23 protein-coding genes are annotated in these 20,210 nt (G+C 71.3%); 6 read left to right on the forward strand and 17 right to left on the reverse strand.

Annotation, left to right across the window (positions count from 1 at the left end):
* Positions 1-90: 90 nt before the first annotated feature.
* Together ABEA26_RS27630 and ABEA26_RS27635 are read right to left on the reverse strand one after the other, a co-directional pair.
* Positions 91-294 (reverse strand): hypothetical protein, encoded by a 204-nt coding sequence (locus ABEA26_RS27630; protein ID WP_228898360.1) that lies wholly within the window; start codon positions 292-294, stop codon positions 91-93.
* A 378-nt stretch (positions 295-672) separates the two neighbouring features.
* On the reverse strand, positions 673-954 hold the full coding sequence (locus tag ABEA26_RS27635) for an acylphosphatase (protein ID WP_345596073.1): 282 nt from the start codon (positions 952-954) through the stop codon (positions 673-675).
* A gap of 190 nt (positions 955-1,144) precedes the next feature.
* Here ABEA26_RS27635 and ABEA26_RS27640 point away from each other — a divergent pair, with 190 nt between their 5' ends.
* Both ABEA26_RS27640 and ABEA26_RS27645 read left to right on the forward strand, forming a co-directional pair.
* A complete protein-coding gene (locus ABEA26_RS27640) occupies positions 1,145-2,365 on the forward strand; it encodes a CAP domain-containing protein (RefSeq protein WP_345596089.1) in 1,221 nt (406 codons plus the stop codon).
* A 73-nt stretch (positions 2,366-2,438) separates the two neighbouring features.
* Positions 2,439-2,843 carry a winged helix-turn-helix transcriptional regulator gene (locus tag ABEA26_RS27645; RefSeq protein WP_345596074.1) on the forward strand — a complete coding sequence of 135 codons (405 nt, stop codon included), beginning with the start codon at positions 2,439-2,441 and terminating at the stop codon, positions 2,841-2,843.
* Here the strand turns inward: ABEA26_RS27645 and mutM are convergent.
* The 9 genes from mutM to ABEA26_RS27690 all read right to left on the reverse strand — a co-directional run bounded on the left by mutM (position 2,833) and on the right by ABEA26_RS27690 (position 12,183).
* Complete coding sequence (gene mutM / locus ABEA26_RS27650) at positions 2,833-3,693, reverse strand: bifunctional DNA-formamidopyrimidine glycosylase/DNA-(apurinic or apyrimidinic site) lyase (RefSeq protein ID WP_345596075.1); 861 nt, start codon at positions 3,691-3,693, stop codon at positions 2,833-2,835. The two genes, ABEA26_RS27645 and mutM, sit on opposite strands and share 11 nt — an antisense overlap.
* Before the next feature lie 139 nt (positions 3,694-3,832).
* Positions 3,833-4,693 carry a ribonuclease III gene (gene rnc / locus ABEA26_RS27655; RefSeq protein ID WP_345596076.1) on the reverse strand — a complete coding sequence of 287 codons (861 nt, stop codon included), beginning with the start codon at positions 4,691-4,693 and terminating at the stop codon, positions 3,833-3,835.
* A gap of 7 nt (positions 4,694-4,700) precedes the next feature.
* A complete protein-coding gene (gene rpmF / locus ABEA26_RS27660) occupies positions 4,701-4,874 on the reverse strand; it encodes a 50S ribosomal protein L32 (protein ID WP_007493396.1) in 174 nt (57 codons plus the stop codon).
* A 2-nt stretch (positions 4,875-4,876) separates the two neighbouring features.
* A complete protein-coding gene (locus ABEA26_RS27665) occupies positions 4,877-5,521 on the reverse strand; it encodes a YceD family protein (RefSeq protein ID WP_345596077.1) in 645 nt (214 codons plus the stop codon).
* Between the two features lie 145 nt (positions 5,522-5,666).
* Positions 5,667-6,836, reverse strand: a complete 1,170-nt coding sequence (locus ABEA26_RS27670; protein ID WP_345596078.1) for an ATP synthase F0 subunit B — start codon at positions 6,834-6,836, stop codon at positions 5,667-5,669.
* A 120-nt stretch (positions 6,837-6,956) separates the two neighbouring features.
* Complete coding sequence (gene coaD, locus ABEA26_RS27675; RefSeq protein WP_345596079.1) at positions 6,957-7,436, reverse strand: pantetheine-phosphate adenylyltransferase; 480 nt, start codon at positions 7,434-7,436, stop codon at positions 6,957-6,959.
* Between the two features lie 26 nt (positions 7,437-7,462).
* Positions 7,463-8,050, reverse strand: a complete 588-nt coding sequence (rsmD, locus tag ABEA26_RS27680) for a 16S rRNA (guanine(966)-N(2))-methyltransferase RsmD (RefSeq protein ID WP_345596080.1) — start codon at positions 8,048-8,050, stop codon at positions 7,463-7,465.
* A gap of 79 nt (positions 8,051-8,129) precedes the next feature.
* Complete coding sequence (gene recG / locus ABEA26_RS27685; RefSeq protein WP_345596081.1) at positions 8,130-10,343, reverse strand: ATP-dependent DNA helicase RecG; 2,214 nt, start codon at positions 10,341-10,343, stop codon at positions 8,130-8,132.
* A gap of 61 nt (positions 10,344-10,404) precedes the next feature.
* Positions 10,405-12,183, reverse strand: coding sequence for a DAK2 domain-containing protein (locus tag ABEA26_RS27690; RefSeq protein ID WP_345596082.1), 1,779 nt, complete (start codon positions 12,181-12,183; stop codon positions 10,405-10,407).
* A gap of 267 nt (positions 12,184-12,450) precedes the next feature.
* On the opposite strand from ABEA26_RS27690, the gene rpmB reads away from it, so the two are divergent.
* Positions 12,451-12,636, forward strand: a complete 186-nt coding sequence (gene rpmB / locus ABEA26_RS27695; RefSeq protein ID WP_013000438.1) for a 50S ribosomal protein L28 — start codon at positions 12,451-12,453, stop codon at positions 12,634-12,636.
* 142 nt (positions 12,637-12,778) lie between these two features.
* Here the strand turns inward: rpmB and thiD are convergent, their stop codons facing one another.
* Both thiD and ABEA26_RS27705 read right to left on the reverse strand, forming a co-directional pair.
* Positions 12,779-13,591: a bifunctional hydroxymethylpyrimidine kinase/phosphomethylpyrimidine kinase gene (gene thiD / locus ABEA26_RS27700; RefSeq protein WP_345596083.1), complete on the reverse strand. Its 813-nt coding sequence runs from the start codon at positions 13,589-13,591 to the stop codon at positions 12,779-12,781.
* The gene (locus ABEA26_RS27705; protein WP_279561922.1) at positions 13,588-14,556 is read right to left on the reverse strand and encodes a thiamine-phosphate kinase; all 969 of its coding nucleotides are present in this window, start codon (positions 14,554-14,556) and stop codon (positions 13,588-13,590) included. Before ABEA26_RS27705 ends, thiD begins: the two co-directional genes overlap by 4 nt.
* Positions 14,557-14,789: 233 nt before the next feature.
* Between ABEA26_RS27705 and ABEA26_RS27710 the strand changes: the two genes are divergently transcribed.
* Positions 14,790-15,023 carry an Lrp/AsnC family transcriptional regulator gene (locus tag ABEA26_RS27710; protein WP_053137604.1) on the forward strand — a complete coding sequence of 78 codons (234 nt, stop codon included), beginning with the start codon at positions 14,790-14,792 and terminating at the stop codon, positions 15,021-15,023.
* A 285-nt stretch (positions 15,024-15,308) separates the two neighbouring features.
* Here the strand turns inward: ABEA26_RS27710 and ABEA26_RS27715 are convergent, their stop codons facing one another.
* The 3 genes from ABEA26_RS27715 to ABEA26_RS27725 form a co-directional block, all read right to left on the reverse strand.
* Positions 15,309-16,466, reverse strand: a complete 1,158-nt coding sequence (locus tag ABEA26_RS27715) for a D-alanine--D-alanine ligase family protein (protein ID WP_345596084.1) — start codon at positions 16,464-16,466, stop codon at positions 15,309-15,311.
* 103 nt (positions 16,467-16,569) lie between these two features.
* On the reverse strand, positions 16,570-17,580 hold the full coding sequence (locus ABEA26_RS27720) for an NAD(P)H-dependent glycerol-3-phosphate dehydrogenase (protein ID WP_345596085.1): 1,011 nt from the start codon (positions 17,578-17,580) through the stop codon (positions 16,570-16,572).
* Positions 17,577-18,374, reverse strand: coding sequence for a lysophospholipid acyltransferase family protein (locus ABEA26_RS27725; RefSeq protein ID WP_345596086.1), 798 nt, complete (start codon positions 18,372-18,374; stop codon positions 17,577-17,579). Before ABEA26_RS27725 ends, ABEA26_RS27720 begins: the two co-directional genes overlap by 4 nt.
* Positions 18,375-18,517: 143 nt before the next feature.
* Between ABEA26_RS27725 and cofC the strand changes: the two genes are divergently transcribed.
* The gene (gene cofC / locus ABEA26_RS27730; protein ID WP_345596087.1) at positions 18,518-19,156 is read left to right on the forward strand and encodes a 2-phospho-L-lactate guanylyltransferase; all 639 of its coding nucleotides are present in this window, start codon (positions 18,518-18,520) and stop codon (positions 19,154-19,156) included.
* A 9-nt stretch (positions 19,157-19,165) separates the two neighbouring features.
* On the forward strand, positions 19,166-19,369 hold the full coding sequence (locus ABEA26_RS27735; RefSeq protein ID WP_345596088.1) for a hypothetical protein: 204 nt from the start codon (positions 19,166-19,168) through the stop codon (positions 19,367-19,369).
* A 147-nt stretch (positions 19,370-19,516) separates the two neighbouring features.
* On the opposite strand, the gene ABEA26_RS27740 is transcribed toward ABEA26_RS27735, so the two are convergent.
* Positions 19,517-20,167: an HU family DNA-binding protein gene (locus ABEA26_RS27740; protein ID WP_345596090.1), complete on the reverse strand. Its 651-nt coding sequence runs from the start codon at positions 20,165-20,167 to the stop codon at positions 19,517-19,519.
* Positions 20,168-20,210 lie beyond the last annotated feature (43 nt).

The raw sequence follows: 20,210 nt of genomic DNA on the forward strand, positions 1-20,210 counted from the left end.
AGACTCTGACACCTGAGCGGTTGTACAGGCGTGCCCAACCACTGCCGTGCCGTAGTGGTGCGGTGCAGTGATCAGATGGATCAGCAGTGATCAGGTGAGCGCAGGCTCCGCCTGGTGTGCGTCAACGCTCTCCATGATCCTGTCGTGAGAAGCGGCAGCCGCCAGCGCGTCGTTCTCCGCCTGGATCCGTCCGAGCTCGGATTCCAGGTCCTGGACGCGCTGCTGGAGCCGTCGCATCTCGGCGAGGAGTCGAGGGTCGGAGCCGCCGACGTAACCGAGAAGCGCCTTTGCCATGATGGATGGTCCTCCACAATGAGTGACCGACCGAAGCGGTGTGGGTCGTGAGGGAATCGCACCCGCGGTGCTTGGCACTTTGGAGTTTTTCCTGCCGTTCAACCATGCCAAACAGCTAAGGTGCGCGGGGCTTTCAGCGTCTCACCAAAAAGTTTGACGGTCAACACGATCACGCCCCGTATCGGCGGGCACCCGGGCGCACACGGCCTGCGAACAGCGACGCGGCGATTCCTGCGGGCCCCTGGGGGCGTGGCGATCATCCTGCGTGCGGAGCGTGCCACGACAGGCCGTTCTTGGCAACCACCTGCCCGTTTCCCCTGTGGACACCCTTCCGGAGACGGTCGGGCCGGGCGCCGGGGTCCTCGGCACGACCCGGCGTCAGCGGATGGCGAAGCCCTCGTAACCCCCGCGGGGTGTGTCCCAGATCTCGGTCACACCGTCCACACGTCCGGGCGTGTCGTCACTGCGCAGCCAGTCGAGCAGCCCCTCGCAGCGTTCGCGCGGGCCCTCCGCGACGACCTGGACACGCCCGTCGGCCAAATTGAGAGCAAAACCACTCATCCCGCCGAGTTCCAGCGCCCTGGCCCGCGTGAACCAGCGGAAACCCACGCCCTGGACCTGTCCGCGCACCCACGCGACCAGCCGTACATCCTCACTCATGACTGCAACCTAACCAGTCAATGTCTCGCCGGGCACTTCACCCCCTTGCACCATGCGGTACCGTCCCCACCCAATGAAACTCACCTGAAACTCACTCCATCGTGTGAGTTCCGTGTTGATCTTGAGGACACGTCGACCGCGAGGACACGTCCAGCGCGAGGACGAGGACGAGGACGAGGAAGGCCAGTACATGGGACGCCACCGACGCTCCGCCGCCGGCCGCGCCGCCACGGGCCGCGCCGCGGGGAGCCATCAGACGGACGGTGCGGTCGGCCGGGACCGCGATCCGCGGTCGCCGGACGCGGATGACCGCCCCACGATGGGGATCGCGCCCTATCTGAACCCCGAGGCGTATGCCGAGGTCCGGGCGAAGAGCGACGCCTACCTGTTCGCACCGGACGGCCCGGACGGCGACGGGTCCGACGCCCGCCCGCAGGCCGGACGCACTGTCGCCTTCCCCAGTGGCGGGTTCACCCCCGCCGACGGGCCGGAGCACGCGGGACCCTCGGGAAGGCGCCGCCGCAGGAAGAAGGCCGCCACTCCCGTCCGCACGGGGCTGCTCGGTGTCTCCGCCGCGGTCGCCATCGGCACGGTGGCGGTGGCCACGGGTGCGGTGCCCGGCCTCGACAACTACCGGATCGGCGGGGGCGGGGGCGGTGGTGACCGGGTACAGTCCCAGGACGCCCCGCCGAACACCCCGTCCGAGCAGGGCGGCACCTCCGGCAGCGCCGACGCCGGTCGCGGCGGCGAGGCCCTCACGGGCCGTGGCACCGACCGGTCCTCCTCGCCCGCCGGCTCCTCCGACTCACCCGACCGCTCGGGGGCCTCCGACTCCTCCTCGTCCGACTCCTCCTCCCCCTCGCCGTCCACGTCCTCCCCCTCGGCATCGGCGTCGAAGCCCGCCGCCCCGGCCGAGACCCCGTCGAAGACGGAGAAGCGCGAGAGGACTCCCAGCGCGAAGCCGAAGCCCACGCCGTCGAGTCCGGCCGCCGAGGAGCCCCAGCGGCCCGGCGCGCCCGCCGCCGCGTCGGAGCAGACCGTCGCCCAGGCCCAGGTTCTCAAGCTCGTCAACGACGAGCGTGCCAAGGTGGGCTGCAGCCCGGTGGCCGCGAACAGCGCGCTGCGCGAACTGGCCGAGGACTTCAGCGAGGCGATGGCCGCCGAGGGCTTCTTCGACCACACCGACCCCAGCGGCGCGACGCCCTGGGACCGGGCCGAGGCGGCCGGGATAAGCGGCCTCGGGGGCGAGAACATAGCCCGCGGACAGGCCGACGCCCAGGCCGTGATGGACGCCTGGATGGACAGCCCGGGCCACAAGGCCAACATCCTGAACTGCGACTTCCAGACCCTGGGCGTCGGCGTCCACTTCGGCTCCGGCGGCCCCTGGTGGACCCAGAACTTCGGCTACTAGCCACCCCCGGGCAGCGCTCTCCCTCGCTCGGCGCGACCTTCGGGGCAGCGCTGCGCTCACGTACGCTGGTCCTATGTCGACCACGCAGGAGCGCACGGAGGAGCAGGACCTCCCGTACGACGTGTTCTCCCGGGACTGTCCCTCGCGCGGCACCCTGGAGCACGTTACCGGGCGCTGGGGCGCGCTGACTCTCGGCGCGCTGTACGAGAGCTCGTTCCGGTTCAACGAACTGCGGCGCCGCGTCGACGGCGTCAGCGAGAAGATGCTGGCCCAGACGCTGCACGCGCTGGAGCGCGACGGCCTGGTGCACCGCGAGGCCCAGCCCACCAATCCGCCCCGCGTGGACTACGAGCTCACGGCACTGGGACGCGAGGTGGCCGAGCGGCTGAGCGCGCTCATCCAGTGCGTGCAGGGGCGGATGGACGAGGTGCTGGCGTCACGCGAGCGGTATGACGCGGGGCAGGCACCTACGGTGTGATCCTCGGCGCCCGCTGGCACTTCGGACAGAAGTAGCTGGAGCGGTTCATCCAGGGCCGGCGGCGCATCGGCGTGGCACAGCGGCGGCAGGGCAGGCCTTCCCGTCCGTACGCGTCGAGCGACCGGTCGAAGTAGCCGGACTCGCCGTTCACGTTGACGTAGAGGCTGTCGAAGCTGGTGCCGCCCACGGCGAGGGCCGCGTTCATCACGTCGCGGACGTGGCCGAGGAGTTCGGCGGTGCGGGGACGGGTGAAGGTCGTCGTGGGGCGCTCGTAGTGCAGGCGGGAGCGCCACAGGGCCTCGTCCGCGTAGATGTTGCCCACGCCGCTGATCAGTGACTGGTCGAGCAGGGCCCGCTTGATCGTGGTGCGCTTGCGGCGCAGCGCGAGGTGGAACGCCTCGTCGTCGAAGAGCGGGTCGAGGGGGTCGCGGGCGATGTGCGCGATGACGTCGGGCAGTCCGTCGGGGGTGGTGGCGTGCAGGGACAGGCCGCCGAAGGTGCGCTGGTCCACGAAGCGGAGTTCGGTGGGCCGGTCGTCGGTGAAGCGGACTCGGACGCGCAGGTGTTTCTCGGTCGGCGCCTCGTGCGGCTGGACCAGCAGCTGACCGCTCATGCCGAGGTGCGCCAGGATCGCCTGGCCGGTGTCCTCCAGTGGCAGCCACAGGTACTTGCCTCGGCGGTCGGCCGTACCGACGCGGTGACCCTTCAGGCGGTCGGCGAAGTCGTCGGCGCCGGCGATGTGCCGGCGTACCGCGCGCGGGTGCAGCACCTCGGCGTCGGCGACGGTCCGGTGGGCGACCCAGCGCTCCAGGCCGCGCCGTACGACCTCGACCTCGGGCAACTCGGGCATGGCATCCCCTCGGGTGGGCCGGTGGACGAGCCGAACGCCCGCCCCTGGAGCGGGACGGGCGTTCGGGACGTGCGACGAGTCGGACGGATCCGACGGGCGGACGGATCGTCGGATCAGGCAGACCCGACGGATCGGCGGATCAGGCAGAGGCCGACGGGGCGTCGGCGATCGGCGTGGCCGCTTCTTCGGCGGCCGGCTGGGCCGTCGCTTCCGCTGCGGTCACCTTGGCTCGCTCGTCCGCCGCGGCCCGGATGGACCGCCACGCGGATTCCGCGGCCTGCTGCTCCGCCTCCTTCTTGCTGCGGCCGGTGCCGGTGCCGTACGAGACGCCTCCGACGCGGGCGGCAGCAGTGAAGGTCTTCTCGTGGTCCGGGCCGGTCTCCGTGACCAGGTACTCGGGGACGCCGAGCCCTTCGGTCGCGGTGAGCTCCTGGAGACTGGTCTTCCAGTCCAGGCCGGCACCGAGGTTCGAGGACTTCTCGATCAGCGGGTCGAACAGGCGGTGTACCAGTTCGGAGGCCGCGTCGAGGCCCTGGTCGAGATAGACCGCGCCGATCACCGCTTCAAGGGTGTCGGCGAGGATGGACGCCTTGTCCCGGCCACCCGTGCCCTCTTCACCGCGGCCGAGCCGGATGAAGGAGCCGAGGTCGAGCCCACGGCCCACCTGAGCCAGCGCACGCGAGTTGACCACCGCGGCCCGCAACTTGGCCAGCTGGCCTTCGGGCAGGTCGGGGTGGGTTCGGTACAGCGTGTCCGTGACGACGAGGCCGAGGACGGAGTCTCCGAGGAACTCCAGCCGCTCGTTCGTCGGCAGGCCGCCGTTCTCGTACGCGTAGGAACGGTGAGTCAGTGCACGCACCAGAAGGGCGGACTCGAGCTGATAGCCGAGCCGCCCTTCCAGAAGCCTGTGGGACGAGGCCTGGGTGTCCGCCTTCTTCTTGGCGGGTGGGTCCGCCTTGGCGACTTCCGCCTTCTTGGGGACTGACACAGTGCCTCTCACCAGCCGCTCAGACCTCGAGGACCTGGCGCTTGTTGTAAGTGCCGCAAGACGGGCACGCGATGTGCTGCAGCTTGGGCTCGTGGCAGCGCTCGCACGCAACCAGGGTGGGGACCGCAGCCTTCCACTGCGACCGGCGGTGGCGCGTGTTGCTGCGCGACATCTTCCGCTTCGGAACAGCCACGGCTACTTCTCCTGCTTCTCGTCGACGCCAGGTTCGGCGCCGCTCATCTCGTCCTTCTCGCCGTCTCCGAGTGAACCGGCGAGTCCCTGCAAAGCCGCCCAACGAATGTCGACGGCATCGTGATGGTGGTCCGGGTCGTCCGCCAGGCGTACTCCGCACTCGGAGCACAGACCCGGGCAGTCTTCCTGGCACACCGGCTGCATCGGCAGTGCGAGCACCACCGCGTCGCGCAGCACGGGTTCGAGGCCGATCAGTCCGTCCTCGACGAAGAGCCTGTCCTCGTCGTCCTCGGCGTCGTCGCCCGGTTCCGCCGCAGGGCGGCCCCGGTCGTCGGCGTCAGGGTACGAGAACATCTCCTGGAAGTCCGCCACAAGCTGCTGCTCGAGCGGCTCCAGACACCTTACGCACTCCCCCTTGGCCTTGGCACGGGCGGTGCCTGTGACGAGCACCCCTTCCATGACCGACTCGAGCCGGAGATCGAGTTCCACCGGGGCGCCTTCCGGCACTCCGATGACTCCCTGGATACCGAAGTCCTTGGGAGCGTCGACCGTGCGGGTCAGGCGCTGGAGCGCACCGGGCCGCCGTCCCAGCTCGTGCGTGTCGAACACGAGAGGGTTTCGGTGGTCGAGGCGCGCGTTCAGAACCATTCCTGCTTTCGGTCTTTCGTAGCTTGGGGGTGCCGCCCTCCGGTGTTCCCGGGCAGCGGCGATCGCGGACGTACACGCGACCGAAGAGCCAGGATACTGGACCATTCGCTCTCGGCCCAATCCGGCCCGGGAGCGGGTGCGCGGGTCAGAGACCGCGCCCCTGTTCGTAGGCCCTCAGCTGCTCGGCGCTGATCATGCTGGTGTCGAAGAGGCTGGCCTCGTCGAGGGCCTGCTGCTGGGCCTGCGGGGCATGCTGGGGCTGCGGCGGCTGCTGGGGCTGCGGCGGCTGCTGGGGCTGTGCGTAGTCCTGCCGGCCGCCGTCGTACGCCTGCTGCTGGGGGTCGTACTGGTAGGCGTACGGGTCCGCTGTCTGCTGCGCGTAGCCGTACGGGTCCTGCTGACCGCCGTCGTAGGTCTGCTGGTAGGCGGCGTAGGGGTCGGCCTGCTGCTGGGCGTAGCCGTACGCGGGCTGCTGCGACGGCATCTCCGGCACGACCTGTGCCGGTACCTGTGCCGGTGCCGGTGCCGGTGCCCGCGCCGGTGCCTGCGCCGCCGCCGGCTGCTGCTCGCCGTACTCCCGCTGCCTGGGCGGTCCGGAGGGGGCGTCGGAGAGGCCCGCGAGGTAGTCCGCGTCGCTGGAGTGCTGGACGGTGGTCATGTCGTCCGCGAGGGCGCCGAGGTCGTCCGTGGCGATCCGGCCGTGCAGCTTCTGGCGGCCCCGGCCGACCGCGTCCAGGGTCTTGGCCAGTACGGCCTCGAAGGCACCGAGCTTGGAGTCGACGTAGGTGTCGGCGTCGCGGCGCAGGATCTCCGGGTCGTGGCTGCGCTCGGGGGCGTCCTCGTCCTCGTAGCCGTTCTCGTCGAGGCCGGGTCCGGTGCCGAGGAGCTTCTCGCGGCCCCGGCCGACCGAGCCGAGGGTCTTGGTGAGGACGACCTCGAAGTTGGCGAGCTTGGAGTCGACGTAGTCGTCGGCCTCGGCGCGTACCTCTTCGGCCTCCTGGCGGGCTTCGGTGAGGATGCGGTCGGCCTCGGCCTGGGAGCGGCGGGCAACCTCGGTGTCGGCGATCAGGGAACCGCGCTCGGCGTGCGCGCCCTCGATGATCCGGTCGGCCTCCTGACGGGCCTGCGCGACCATCTGCTCCCGGTCGCCGATCAGCTCCTGGGCCTGGGCGAGGGAACCGGGCAGCTCGGCACGCAGCTCTTCCAGAATCGAGAGCAGATCGGCGCGGTTGATCACGCACGAGGCCGACATGGGCATGGCGCGGGCGCCGGAGACCATCGCGGTGATCTCTTCGAGCTTCTTCTGCACGTCCACCGTGTGCTCGCCACTCTCTACAGCTGTGTTGGAGACGGACGGGACGACTGTACGACCCTGGGGTGTCCGGGGGACACCGGGTGACGCTTTGTCAGCCTCCGGGAGCCGCGCGGGGTGGGCTCAGTCCTGCTTCAGGCGCTCGGAGAGCACGTCGAGGACCAGCGGCGGCACCAGGTGGGAGACGTCGCCGCCCCAGGTCGCGACCTCTTTGACCAGGGAGGACGACAGGAAGCTGTAAGTGGGGTTCGTCGGGATGAACAGGGTCTCGACGCCCGAGAGGCCGTTGTTCATCTGGGCCATCTGCAGCTCGTAGTCGAAGTCGCTCACCGCGCGCAGGCCCTTGACGATGGCCGGGATCTCGCGCTGCTTGCAGAAGTCGACGAGGAGGCCGTGGAAGGACTCCACGCGCACGTTCCCGTACTCGGCGGTGACCTGGCGGATGAGGTCGATCCGCTCCTCGATCTCGAACAGGCCCTTCTTGGCCTGGTTGATCATCACGGCGACGTAGACCTCGTCATAGAGACTGGAGGCCCGGGCGATGATGTCGAGATGTCCGTTGGTAATCGGGTCGAACGACCCGGGACAGACGGCGCGGCGCACTTGAGTTCCCTCGCTCTCCGGTCCGGTCATCGTGCGTCTTCGCACGTAGAGGCGGCGTGACCGTACCAAAACGTTCCCTCGCCGTAGCGACGGGACCGGATCGCGTCGAAGCCGTGCGGCCAGCGGAAGTCGCCGCCCCTGGTGCTGCGCTCCACGGTGACGAGCGCTTCCCCGGTGAGCCACCCCTCCGAGCGGAGTGTGAGGAGGATCTCGCGGAGATCGTCGTCCGTGACGGCGTACGGCGGGTCCAGGAAGACGATGTCGTACGGCTCGGCCGGGGCCGGGGTGCGGATGATCTGTTCCGCTTTGCCAGCCCGGACCTCGGCGCCGGGCAGGCCGAGGGCCCTGACGTTGTCCCGGACCGTACGGGCGGCGCGGGCGTCGGCCTCGACGAGCAGGACGTGCCCCGCGCCGCGGGACAGCGCCTCCAGGCCGACGGCACCGGAACCGGCGTACAGGTCGAGGACCCGCTCGCCGTTCAGCGGGCCGCCGAGCAGGGACTGCCAGGTGGAGAAGAGGCCCTCGCGCGCGCGGTCGGAGGTGGGTCGGGTGCCGGTCCCCGGCGGAACGGTGAGGCGGCGTCCGCCGGCCTTGCCGGCGATCACGCGGGTCATCTCTGGGTCCTTGTCGGTGTGCTCGGCGTCGGTGTGCTCGGCGTGCTCGGGTGGAGGGACGGTGTCCGTTCCCAGTCTCTCAGCCCTTCTCCAGGTACTGCTCCCTCTCCTCGTCCAGGAGCGCGTCCAGGGCCGTCCGCAGACCGGGCAGGCCGGTCAGCTCCGGATCGGCGGTCACCACCGCCGCCGCCTCCTGACGCGCCTCGGCGATGATCTCCTCGTCCTCGATGACGGCGAGGACGCGCAGGGAGGTGCGGGCGCCGGACTGGGCCTGGCCCAGGACGTCGCCCTCGCGACGCTGTTCGAGGTCGATGCGGGAGAGCTCGAAGCCGTCGAGGGTGCCGGCGACGGAGTTGAGCCGCTGCCGTGCCGGGCTCGCCTCGGGCATCTCGGAGACCAGCAGGCACAGCCCCGGGGCGGAGCCCCGGCCGACCCGGCCGCGCAGCTGGTGGAGCTGGGAGACGCCGAAGCGGTCGGCGTCCATGATCACCATCGCGGTGGCGTTGGGGACGTTGACGCCGACCTCGATGACGGTGGTGGCGACCAGGACGTCGGTCTCCCCGGCGGCGAAGCGGCGCATCACCGCGTCCTTGTCGTCGGGCTGCATCCGGCCGTGCAGGACCTCGACCTTGAGGCCTTGCAGCGGGCCTTTCGCGAGGTGCTCGGCGACGTCGAGGACGGCGAGCGGGGGTCGCTTGTCGGCGTCGCCCTCGGAGGGCTGCTTGGAGTTCTTCTTCGGGGCGTCGTCCTCGTCGCCGATGCGCGGGCAGACGACGTACGCCTGGTGGCCGTTGGACACCTCCTCCCGGACCCGTTCCCACGCGCGGGCGAGGAAGTGCGGTTTGTCGGCGGCCGGGACGACATGGCTGGCGATCGGGGACCGGCCGGCCGGGAGCTGGTCCAGGACGGAGGTCTCCAGGTCGCCGAAGACGGTCATGGCGACGGTGCGCGGGATGGGCGTGGCGGTCATGACGAGCAGGTGCGGCGGCTGTTTGCCCTTGCCGCGCAGGGCGTCGCGCTGTTCGACGCCGAAGCGGTGCTGCTCGTCGACGACGACCAGGCCGAGGTCGTGGAACTGGACCTTGTCCTCGATCAGCGCGTGGGTGCCGATGACGATGCCGGCCTCGCCGGTGGCCAGGTCGAGCAGTGCGTGGCGGCGGGCGGCGGCGCCCATGGACCCGGTGAGCAGCACCACCTTGGTGGCGTGTTCGGCGCCGCCGAGCATCCCGCCCTGGGCCAGCTCCCCCATCATCTCGACGACGGACCGGTGGTGTTGCTGGGCCAGTACCTCGGTGGGCGCCAGCATCACGGCCTGACCGCCCGCGTCGACGACCGCGAGCATGGCGCGCAGGGCCACCATCGTCTTTCCCGATCCGACCTCGCCCTGGAGCAGCCGGTGCATCGGGTGGTCGGTGGCGAGGTCGTCGAAGATCTCCCGGGAGACCTTCTGCTGGCCGTCGGTGAGGGTGAAGGGGAGGCGGTCGTCGAAGGCCGTGAGCAGGCCGTCCGGGATCGGTTTCCTGGGGACGGCGGGGAGCTGGGTCTCGGCGTGGCGGCGGCGGGCGAGGGCGACCTGGAGGACGAAGGCCTCGTCCCACTTCAGGCGGGCGCGGGCGTCGTCGATGTCCGCCTTGGTGTGCGGGCGGTGGATCTTCAGGAGGGCCTCGGGGAGGGAGACCAGGCCGCGGCCCTCGCGCAGGGAGTCGGTGAGGGGGTCGACGGCCTCCTGCGCGCTGGGCAGCACCGTCTGGATCGCCTTGCCGATCTTCCAGGACTCCAGCTTGGCGGTGGCCGGGTAGAGGGGGATGAGGGCGCCCGCCCAGGATTCGACGCTGTCGGCTCCGTCGCCGTCACCGCCTCGCAGCAACTCGTATGCCGGGTGGGCCAGTTGCAGGCGACGGTTGAAGACGGAGACTTTGCCCGCGAACATCGCACGGGTGCCCGGCAACAGCTCCTTGTGGGGCTTGTGGACGCCGTGACCGAAGAAGACCAGCTGGAGGCGGCCACTGCCGTCCGTGATGGTCACCTCGAGCCGCTGGCCCTTGCCGCGCGGGGCCTTCGACGAGGCGAAGGTGTGCAGGCGGGCGTCGGCGACCTGGGCCACCACCGTGACGTGCTCGTCCATGGGCAGGTCGGCGAGGTGGGTGAGCTGGCCACGCTCCTCGTATCTCCGGGGGTAGTGGTGGAGGAGGTCGCCGACGGTGTACAGGCCGAGGTGCTCGGCCATCACCTTCGCGGTGGCGGGGCCGAGGACCTTCTTCAGGGGTTCTCGCAGTGCGGGCACGAGATCCATTGCACACCACGCCACTGACAATGGCCCCATACCTCCCGGGAATCCGGCGCTGCCGGACGCGTCACTCCACGCCGATCAGCAGCAGCGCGCCCTGCCGGCCGCCCCGGTAGACCACCGTGTCGACGGCGAGGTACGCCTCGCGGACGCGGGCCTCCAGGTGAACGGTGACGGTCTCGGGGGCCTCGTCGCCGAGGACGAGGGTGACCAGCTCGCCGCCGGCCGCGAGCATGCGGTCCAGGACGGTCGCGGCGACCTCCGTGACGTCCGTCCCGATGACGGCCACGTCGCCGTCGACGAGGCCGAGTACGTCGCCGGCCTGGCAGATGCCGGCCGTGGTCCAGGACTGGCGTTCGGCGACGGTGACCTCGGCGTGGCGGGTCGCGCCGGCCGCCGAGGTCATCGCCACCACGTCCTCGTCGAAGCGCCGCTCGGGTTCGTGCACGGCGAGGGCCGCGATGCCCTGGACCGCCGAGCGGGTCGGGATCAGGGCGATCCGGACACCTTCGGTGCGGGCCTGCTCGGCCGCCGCGGCGGCGGTGTGGCGCAGTTCGGCGTCGTTGGGCAGCAGCACGACCTCGCGCGCGTGCGCACGCCGTACGGCGTGGACGAGTTCCCCGCTCGCGGGCGGCTCCCCGGGGCGTGCGAGCACGGTGGTCGCTCCGGCCTCGGCGTACAGCCCGGCCAGTCCCTCACCCGGTACGACGGCCACCACGGCGCGCTGGGCGCGTTCGCGGGGCGGGCTCTCGGCCGCGGTGGTGTGCGCGTCGCCGTGACCGAAGTGGGTGATGCGGATCCGGTAGGGCCGCCCGGCCTCGACTCCCGCCTCCACGGCCGCGCCCGCGTCGTCGACGTGCACGTGGACGTTCCACAGCCCGTCGCCGCCGACCACGACGAGCGAGTCCCCGAGGGCGTCGAGCCGCCGCCTCAGCCGTGCCACGGCCTCGCCCCCGGCCTCCAGGAGGTAGATCACCTCGAAGGCCGGGCCGCTGTCGTCGCCCTCCCCCGCGGCGCACTTCTCCGCGGGGGCCTCGCCGCCGTACTCCCCGCGCCCGTGCCGCACGGGGATCGCTCCGGGCGCCGGCGCCCGGCCCGTGAACGCCTCCGCCCGGCCCGTGAACGCCTCCGCCCGGCCCGTGAACGTCTCCACCAGGGCCGCGAGCACCGTCACCAGGCCCTGTCCGCCGGCGTCGACCACTCCCGCGCGCTCCAGCACGGGCAGCCGGCCCGGGGTCTCGGCGAGTGCCACGCGGGCTCCCTCGTAGGCCGCGCGGGCCACCGCCGCACAGTCGCCCTCGGTACCCCCGGCGTCGTCGGCGCCGTCGGCCACCTCTTCGGCCGCGTCGGCGGCGGCCGAGGCGACGGTCAGGACGGTGCCCTCGACCGGGTGGGCCACGGCCTGCCGGGCGGAGTCCGCCGCGTGCCGCAGCGCCAGCCGCAGACCCGAACCATCGGTGTGAGCGTGCTCACCCCCGGCGGTGAGCACCTGGGCCATGCCGCGCAGCAGTTGCGCGAGGATCGTCCCGGAGTTGCCCCGCGCGCCGATCAGCGCGCCGTGTGCCATGGCGCCCACGGCGTCGGCCAGCGAGGGCCCGTCGCCGTCGTCCGGCTCTCCGTCGTCCGGCTCTCCGTCGCCCACCGCGTGCGCCGCGAACACCGCCTCCACCGCCGCGACGGCCGACTCGACGGTCAGATACAGGTTCGTGCCGGTGTCCCCGTCCGCGACCGGATAGACGTTGATCGCGTCGATCTCCTCGCGCGCCCGTCCCAGCGCGCGCAGCGACAGACCGCACCAGGTGCGCACCGCCAGAGCGTCGAAGAACCTCTGCGGCACCTGCGCCACCTGCGCCTCCCTGAGCTGCTGAACGTGGCAGGCAGCGTAGACCTTGGGACGGCGCCCACCGGAAGTGGGCCGGGGCGGGCCCCTGAGCTGCCGTGGTAGTTTCGTTGTACGGGAGCAGCCGTTGTATGCTGCTCCGGTTGCCCGATCCCGATCGGGCTCCCCCCCCTGGCACCGCCACTCAGATACCGGACCGTTCGCGACTCCGGAACCTTGATCCCGGCATGCCGGGGTCAACCGTAAGTGCATCTGAAGTCTTTGGAGTGACCCGTGGCTGCCAACTGCGACGTCTGTGGCAAGGGGCCGAGCTTCGGCAACAACATCTCGCACTCGCACCGCCGTACGTCCCGTCGCTGGAACCCGAACATCCAGCGTGTGCGTACCGTGGTCGGCGGGACGCCGAAGCGCGTGAACGCTTGCACCTCGTGCATCAAGGCCGGGAAGGTCTCGCGCTGACGCGTCAGCTGAGCGCGCGGCCACTGCCTGGTCCGCTGCACTAAGCCGGTCCACCTCGGGTGGGCCGGCTTTTTGCCGTACCGGAAACCTGGCGCGGCAGGGCGGTCCGGCCCACGCCGCGCCTCGCCGCTCCCGCGGGCGCTCAGCCGTGGTCCCGCCGCCCGAGCGCCCAGCCGTGGTCCACCGGACCGATGCCGCCGCCGAGCGCGAACCCGGCCGCGATCGCCCCGGTGACGTACTCCTTGGCCGCCGCGACCGCCTCCGGCACCGTCCACCCCTTCGCCAGTCCGCAGGCCACGGCCGACGCGAGGGTGCAGCCCGTGCCGTGGGTGTGCCGGTTGTCCAGGCGCGGGGCGCGCAGCCAGTGCACCTCGGAGCCGTCGGTGAGCAGGTCCACGGCGTCGCCGCGCAGATGGCCGCCCTTGATCAGGACCCAGCGCGGCCCGTACTCCAGCACGGCCGCCGCCGCGCGGCGCAGATCGGTGTCGGTCTCGACCCGTACGCCGGTGAGTTGCCCGACCTCGTCGAGGTTCGGCGTGGCGACGGTCGCCACCGGCAGCAGCTTGGTGCGTACGGAGTCCAGCGCGGACGCGGCGAGCAGCGCGTCCCCGTGCTTGGAGACGCCGACCGGGTCGACGACGGCCGGGGCGTCGGTGTCGCCGATCAGTTCGGCGACCGTCTCGACCAGTTCGGCCGAGGAGAGCATCCCGGTCTTGACCGCCTGGACGCCGATGTCGTCCACGACGCTGCGGTACTGGGCCCGCACCGCCTCCACGGGCAGTTCCCAGGCGCCCTGCACGCCGAGGGAGTTCTGCGCGGTCACCGCGGTGAGCACGCTCATGCCGTGCGTGCCGAGGGCGAGCATCGTCTTCAGGTCGGCCTGGATGCCGGCGCCGCCGCCGGAGTCGGAGCCGGCGACGGTGAGCACGAGAGGGAGGGGCAGGGGCCGGCTCATGACTCCACATCCTCGCCGAAGTGGTCCCAGCCGCCCTTGCTGGTCCAGGGCGCCCCGTCGACGGTCACCTGGGGCAGGGCCGAGGGATTGAGGACCTCGCCGATGACCTTCCAGCGGGCGGGCAGCTTCACGTCGGGCGGGAAGGTGGCCACGATCGCGTGGTCCTCTCCCCCGGTGAGCACCCACTGCATGGGGTCGACGCCGACGGCCTGGCCGATGTCGTTCATCTGGGACGGGATGTCGATCTGCCCGGAGCGGATGTCGATCCTGACCTTGCTGGCCTCGGCGATGTGGCTCAGATCGGCGATCAGCCCGTCGCTCACGTCACACATCGCGGTGGCGCCGAGGCCCGCCGCGGCCGGACCCGCGTGGTACGGCGGCTCCGGCCGGCGGTGGGCCTCGACGAAGGCACGCGGCGAACGGAAGCCCCGGGACAGCACGGCGAACCCGGCCGCGGACCAGCCGAGCCAGCCGGTCACCGCGACCAGGTCGCCGGGCCGGGCGCCGCCGCGGGTGACGGGCTCCTGGTTGCGCAGGTCGCCCAGCGCGGTGATGGAGACGGTGATCGTGTCGCCGCGCACCACGTCGCCGCCGACCACGGAGGCGCCGGCGACCTGGCACTCGTCGCGCAGCCCGTCCATCAGTTCGGTCGGCCAGGCCACCGGCAGTTCGGCGGGCACCACCAGGCCGAGCAGCAGCGCGGTCGGCACCGCGCCCATGGCCGCGATGTCGGCCAGGTTCTGCGCCGCCGCCTTGCGGCCCACGTCGTACGCGGTGGACCAGTCACGGCGGAAGTGCCGCCCCTCCACCAGGATGTCGGTGCTGGCCACCACCCTGCGGTCGGGCGCGGCGACCACGGCTGCGTCGTCGCCGGGGCCGACCCGGACCGCCGGGGTGGTGGTGAGACGGGAGGTGAGCTCCCTGATGAGCCCGAACTCCCCGAGCTCACCAACAGTGCCCTTCATCGACTTGGCTCCCCTTCTGTCCCTGTCCCTGTCCGTGCCCGGTCGCGCGTCATCTGTGTCCTCGTTACGGTCGAAACGACCGGCGCCGCGGTCGGCGTGATCGTCGACTCGCGTCATCGCGGCACCCCGGCGCGCGAGGTCCGTACCCCGCAGGTCTCCCCGCGGAGAGCGGCGACGCGATACCGTGGCGTTCCTTTTCCCCACATGATCCTCGTGGCCGCTCTGGAGGTTCCGTGGTACAGGCGTACATCCTGATCCAGACGGAGGTCGGCAAAGCGTCGACCGTCGCCGAGACGATCAGCAAGATCCCTGGAGTGATCCAGGCCGAGGACGTGACAGGACCCTACGATGTCATCGTCCGCGCCCAGTCCGACACCGTCGACGACCTGGGTCGCATGGTGGTTGCCAAGGTCCAGCAAGTGGACGGCATCACCCGCACCCTGACCTGTCCGGTCGTTCATCTCTAGCCCCCTTCCACCCACTCTCACTCGCACTGCTGATCGCCGCCGCAGGCTGCTCCCTCAGCAGACGACAGCGAGTCGGTGGCGGTTCCGGCCCGGGCGCGAGGTCACCAAGCTGTCGCGGAACCCGGACACGGCGCTGCCGCCGGCAGGAGGCGGGCTGGGGAAACCCGCTGATCATACTGCGCTGCGGGGCGGGGGAGTCCCTCGGAGGAGGTGCGGATTCCCACCGGTCGTGACGAAGGCGATCCCCGAGGGGATCGCCTTCGTCGTGGTGCGCCGGACGGGCCGTCAGCGCAGTCCCGTGGACCGCCGCAGCGCCGCCTGGACCAGCCGGTCCACCAGCTCCGGGTAGCTCACACCGCTCGCCTGCCACATCTGCGGGTACATGGAGATCGGAGTGAAGCCGGGCATGGTGTTGATCTCGTTGATGACGAACTCGCCGTCCTCGGTGAGGAAGAAGTCCGCGCGCACCAGCCCCTCGCAGGAGGCCGCGTCGAACGCCGCCACGGCGAGCCGCTGGATCCCGGCGGTCTCCTGCGGCGTCAGCGGGGCGGGGACGATGCCGGGAGTGGAGTCGATGTACTTGGCCTCGAAGTCGTAGTACGCGTGCTCCGAGGGCGGCGGGATCTCCGCGGGGACGGAGGCGCGGGGGCCGTCCTCGAACTCCAGCACCCCGCACTCGATCTCCCGGCCGCGCAGCGCTGCCTCCACGAGGATCTTCGGGTCGTGACGCCGCGCCTCCTCGATCGCCTCGTCGAGTCCGGAGAGGTCGTCGACCTTGGTGATGCCGATCGAGGAGCCGGCGCGCGCGGGCTTCACGAACAGCGGCCAGCCGTGCTCGCCGGCGAAACCGACGACCTTCTCCCGGGCGCCGGAACGGTCCTGCTCCCACTCGCGGGGGCGGATCACCACGTACGGGCCGACCTTCAGCCCGTAGGACGTGAACACGGCCTTCATGTACTCCTTGTCCTGGCCGACGGCCGAGGCGAGCACGCCCGCGCCGACGTAGGGCACACCGGACAGCTCCAGCAGGCCCTGGAGGGTGCCGTCCTCGCCGTAAGGGCCGTGCAGCACGGGGAAGACGACGTCGACCTCGCCCAGCGCCTTGGGCACCGAGCCGGGTTCGCTGTAGACGACCTCGCGGTTGCCGGGGTCGACGGGCAGCACCACGCCGCCCTCGGTCGACTCGGCCAGTTCCTCGACGTCGGGGGTACGGCGTTCGGTGATCGCCATGCGTTCCGGTTCGTCGGCGGTGAGGGCCCAGCGGCCGTCCCGGGTGATGCCGATCGGCAGGACGTCGTACTTCGTCCGGTCGATGGCCGCGAGGACGGCGCCGGCCGTGACCACGGAGATCCCGTGTTCGGAACTGCGCCCGCCGAACACGACGGCCACACGCGGTTTGCGAGGCGGCTGCTCGGGGCTCTGGGGGAGGTTCTCGGTGCTCATATCGCGTCGAGGGTACCCGCCCGTAGGGCCCCGACACAGCGTCCCCGGGGCCGCGTGGCGCGGGTCGGTGTCCAGGTTCCGTTCCGGCGCCGCTCGGCGTCGCTCAGCGTCGTTCCGGCTTCGCGCTGCGCGACATCAGCTCCTTGAGCGCGACCACCGGGGGCTTGCCCTCGTGCACGATGCCGACGACCGTCTCGGCGATCGGCATGTCGACGCCGTGCCTGCGGGCCAGATCCAGTACGGACTCGCAGGACTTGACGCCCTCGGCGGTCTGCCTGGTGACCGCGATGGTCTCCTGCAGGGTCATGCCCTTGCCGAGGTTGGTGCCGAAGGTGTGGTTGCGGGACAGCGGCGAGGAACAGGTCGCGACCAGGTCGCCGAGACCGGCCAGTCCGGAGAAGGTCAGCGGGTCGGCGCCCAGGGCGACCCCGAGACGCGTGGTCTCTGCGAGGCCGCGCGTGATGAGGGACCCCTTGGCGTTGTCACCGAGGCCCATGCCGTCCGCGATGCCCACGGCCAGCCCGATCACGTTCTTGACGGCGCCGCCGAGTTCGCAGCCGATGACGTCGGTGTTGGTGTACGGGCGGAAGTACGGCGTGTGGCAGGCGGTCTGGAGCCGCTGGGCGACGGCTTCGTCGGGGCAGGCGACCACGGCGGCGGCCGGCATGCGGGCGGCGATCTCCCGGGCCAGGTTGGGCCCGGTGACCACGGCGATGCGCTCGACGCCGACCTTGGCGACGTCGTCGATCACCTCGCTCATCCGCATCGCGGAGCCGAGTTCGACGCCCTTCATCAGCGACACCAGGACCGTGCCGGGCGCCAGCAGCGGCGTCCAGTCGGCGAGGTTGGCGCGCAGTGTCTGCGACGGGACGGCGAGGACGGTGAAGTCGGCGTCCCTCGCGGCCTCGGCGGCGTCGGTGGTGGCCCGCAGGTTCGCGGGGAGTTCGACGCCGGGCAGGTAGTCCGGGTTGGTCCGGGTGGAGTTGACTGCGTCGGCGAGTGCGGGGCGGCGCCCCCACAGGGTGACGTCGCACCCCGCGTCGGCGAGGACCGCGCCGAAAGCCGTACCCCATGATCCGGTGCCGAAGACTGCCGCCTTGACGGGCTTGTTCACGTGCTCTGCCCTTCTGCCTGCGGTCCCTGCGTGTGCGCCCGCGTCGTCCGTGTCTGTGTCTGCGCCTGCGTCCGGCGGCGCTGCTCGATCCGCTCCCGGCGCGGGTCGTAGGGGGTTTCGGGCGCCTTCTCGCCGCGGATCTCCTCCAGCTGGCGGGTGACGGCGGCCATGATGACCTCCGTGGCCTCCTTCAGCACCTCCGCGGTCATCTCCTGGCCGTAGAACCGCGACAGGTCGACCGGCGGGCCCGCCTGCACGTGGTGGGTCTTGCGCGGGAGGATGCTGGGCTTCCTGGCATACGGCGGCAGCAGTTCGTTGCAGCCCCACTGGGCGACCGGGATCACGGGGCACCTGGTCTGCAGCGCGACCCGCGCGGCACCGGTCTTGGCGGTCATCGGCCAGCCGTCCGGGTCGCGGGTGAGGGTGCCCTCCGGGTAGAAGGCGACGCACTCGCCGCGCTCCACGGCGTCGATCGCGGCCCGGAAAGCGCTCAGCGCGTCCGTGCTCTCGCGGTAGACGGGGATCTGCCCGGTGCCCCGCATCGCGGCACCGAGGAAGCCCTTCCTGAAAAGGCCGCTCTTCGCCAGGAATCGCGGGACGCGCCCGGTGTTGTACTGGTAGTGCGCGTACGCGAAGGGATCCACGTGCGAATTGTGGTTCACGGCGGTGATGAATCCGCCCTCAGCCGGAATGTTGTCCATTCCCCGCCAGTCCCGCTTGATCAGAACCATGAGCGGCGGTTTGCAGAGCACCGCGGCGAAGCGGTACCAGAAGCCGATTCTGCGGCGGGGCACGCTGACACCTTTCCTCCAGGGCCTGGGGCCGGACAAGTGTCGCCCCGGGCCGCCCGTCTGTCGAGAACACCGTACGCCCCGGAGAGTGAACCGCCAGGTCCCCCAGGTGACAATGACGGCGACGAGAGAAGGACGGAACGCTCGTGCAGTGGACCTTGGTCGTACCCGTGAAGCCCCTTGCCCGGGCCAAGAGCAGGCTGTCGGACACCGTGGACGACGGGGTGCGGCCCGGCCTCGCGCTGGCGTTCGCCCAGGACACCGTGGCGGCCGCGCTGGCCTGCCCGGCGGTCGCGGATGTGGCAGTAGTCACGGACGACGCACGGGCCGGACGGGAGCTGGCGGCGCTGGGCGCGGCAATCGTCCCCGGGGAGCCCGGCGGTGGCCTGAACGCCGCCCTGCTGCACGGGGCCGCCGCGGTACGGGCGGCCCGTCCCGAAAGTCCGGTGGCCGCGCTCAACGCCGATCTTCCCGCACTGCGGCCGGCGGAATTGGCGCTGGTACTGGCGGCGGCCACACAATTCCCGCGCGCTTTCCTCCCGGACGCCGCCGGAATCGGCACGACCCTGCTGACCGCGGCTCCGGATCGAGAATTGGCCCCCGCTTTCGGTACGGATTCACGGGCCCGCCACCGTGCGTCCGGCGCGGTGGAACTGCGCCTCGACGCGGTGGATTCCGTACGGCAGGACGTCGACACCGGCGGTGATCTGCGCACCGCGCTGGCGCTGGGGGTGGGGCCCCGTACGGCCGCGGTGGCGGCGCGGTTGCTGATCGCCGGGCAGTAGGCTGCCGACATGCAGGCGACCGCGTACACGTACGACCCGGAAAGCCGCAGCGGGCAGGTGCTGCTCGACGACGGCACGCCCGTGCCCTTCGACGCGGCGGCGTTCGACGCGGGGGGCCTGAGACTGCTGCGGCCCGGACAGCGGGTGCGGATCGAGACCGACGGCGCGGGCACGGACCACCGGATCACGCTGGTGACGCTCCAGACGTTCTGATCCTCGGAGTTCCGCCCACACCGCGGGATCGGCGGTGTCGGCGGTGCGGACCCCGGACAGGCCGCGGGCCGGACTCCGAGAGGGAGTCCGGCCCGGCGCGTGAGTGCCCCTGTGCCTGTTGGCCTGCTGCTTCTCCGGCAGCTACTGCTACTTCTTGCGGGCGGTGGCCTTCTTGGCGGTGGTCGTGCGGGCGGTCGACTTCTTGGCCGGAGCCTTCTTGGCCGTCGCCTTCTTCGCGGGGGCCTTCGTGGCCGTGGTCTTCTTCGCCGCCGCCGTGGTGCTCTTGGCGGGGGACTTCTTGGCGGGGGCCTTCTTCGCCGTCGCCGCGCCCGCGGTCTTCTTCGCGGTCGTCTTCTTCGCCGCCGCGGTCGTCTTCTTGGCGGCGCCCGTGGCCTTCTTCGCGGCTCCCGTGGCCTTCTTGGCGGCGGCCTTCTTGCCCGCGGCCTTGGAGATGGTGGGCGGCGGGCCGGACAGGCTGCCCTTGGGGGCCTTCTTGACCGCGATGTCGTTCTTCGGGAGCTTCTTCGAGCCGCTCACCAGGTCCTTGAAGCCCTGACCCGCGCGGAAGCGGGGCACGGAGGTCTTCTTGACCCGAACCCGCTCGCCCGTCTGGGGGTTGCGGGCGTAGCGGGCCGGGCGGTCGACCTTCTCGAAGGAGCCGAAGCCGGTGACCGAGACCCGGTCGCCCGAGACCACTGCACGGACGAGGGCGTCCAGGACCGCGTCGACAGCGTCGGCGGCCTGCTGCCGGCCCCCCAGTTTGTCGGCAATCGCTTCTACGAGCTGCGCCTTGTTCACGTCTTCCCCTTCGGAGACATCGCCAGAACGAAAGTGTTCAAGC

Origin of the sequence: Streptomyces marokkonensis (assembly GCF_039539045.1) — a bacterium.
Lineage (GTDB): Bacteria > Actinomycetota > Actinomycetes > Streptomycetales > Streptomycetaceae > Streptomyces > Streptomyces marokkonensis.

Excerpts from the sequence above, each read along its gene's own strand:
- mutM (WP_345596075.1), bottom strand. The coding sequence starts at position 3,693 with ATGCCCGAGTTGCCCGAGGTCGAGGTCGTACGGCGCGGCCTGGAGCGC.
- thiD (WP_345596083.1), bottom strand. The coding sequence starts at position 13,591 with ATGAGCCGGCCCCTGCCCCTCCCTCTCGTGCTCACCGTCGCCGGCTCC.
- ABEA26_RS27715 (WP_345596084.1), bottom strand. The coding sequence starts at position 16,466 with ATGAGCACCGAGAACCTCCCCCAGAGCCCCGAGCAGCCGCCTCGCAAA.
- recG (WP_345596081.1), bottom strand. The coding sequence starts at position 10,343 with ATGGATCTCGTGCCCGCACTGCGAGAACCCCTGAAGAAGGTCCTCGGC.
- ABEA26_RS27735 (WP_345596088.1), top strand. The coding sequence starts at position 19,166 with ATGCAGGCGACCGCGTACACGTACGACCCGGAAAGCCGCAGCGGGCAG.
- ABEA26_RS27705 (WP_279561922.1), bottom strand. The coding sequence starts at position 14,556 with ATGAAGGGCACTGTTGGTGAGCTCGGGGAGTTCGGGCTCATCAGGGAG.
- ABEA26_RS27630 (WP_228898360.1), bottom strand. The coding sequence starts at position 294 with ATGGCAAAGGCGCTTCTCGGTTACGTCGGCGGCTCCGACCCTCGACTC.
- ABEA26_RS27665 (WP_345596077.1), bottom strand. The coding sequence starts at position 5,521 with ATGGTTCTGAACGCGCGCCTCGACCACCGAAACCCTCTCGTGTTCGAC.
- ABEA26_RS27640 (WP_345596089.1), top strand. The coding sequence starts at position 1,145 with ATGGGACGCCACCGACGCTCCGCCGCCGGCCGCGCCGCCACGGGCCGC.
- rsmD (WP_345596080.1), bottom strand. The coding sequence starts at position 8,050 with ATGACCCGCGTGATCGCCGGCAAGGCCGGCGGACGCCGCCTCACCGTT.
- ABEA26_RS27635 (WP_345596073.1), bottom strand. The coding sequence starts at position 954 with ATGAGTGAGGATGTACGGCTGGTCGCGTGGGTGCGCGGACAGGTCCAG.
- ABEA26_RS27645 (WP_345596074.1), top strand. The coding sequence starts at position 2,439 with ATGTCGACCACGCAGGAGCGCACGGAGGAGCAGGACCTCCCGTACGAC.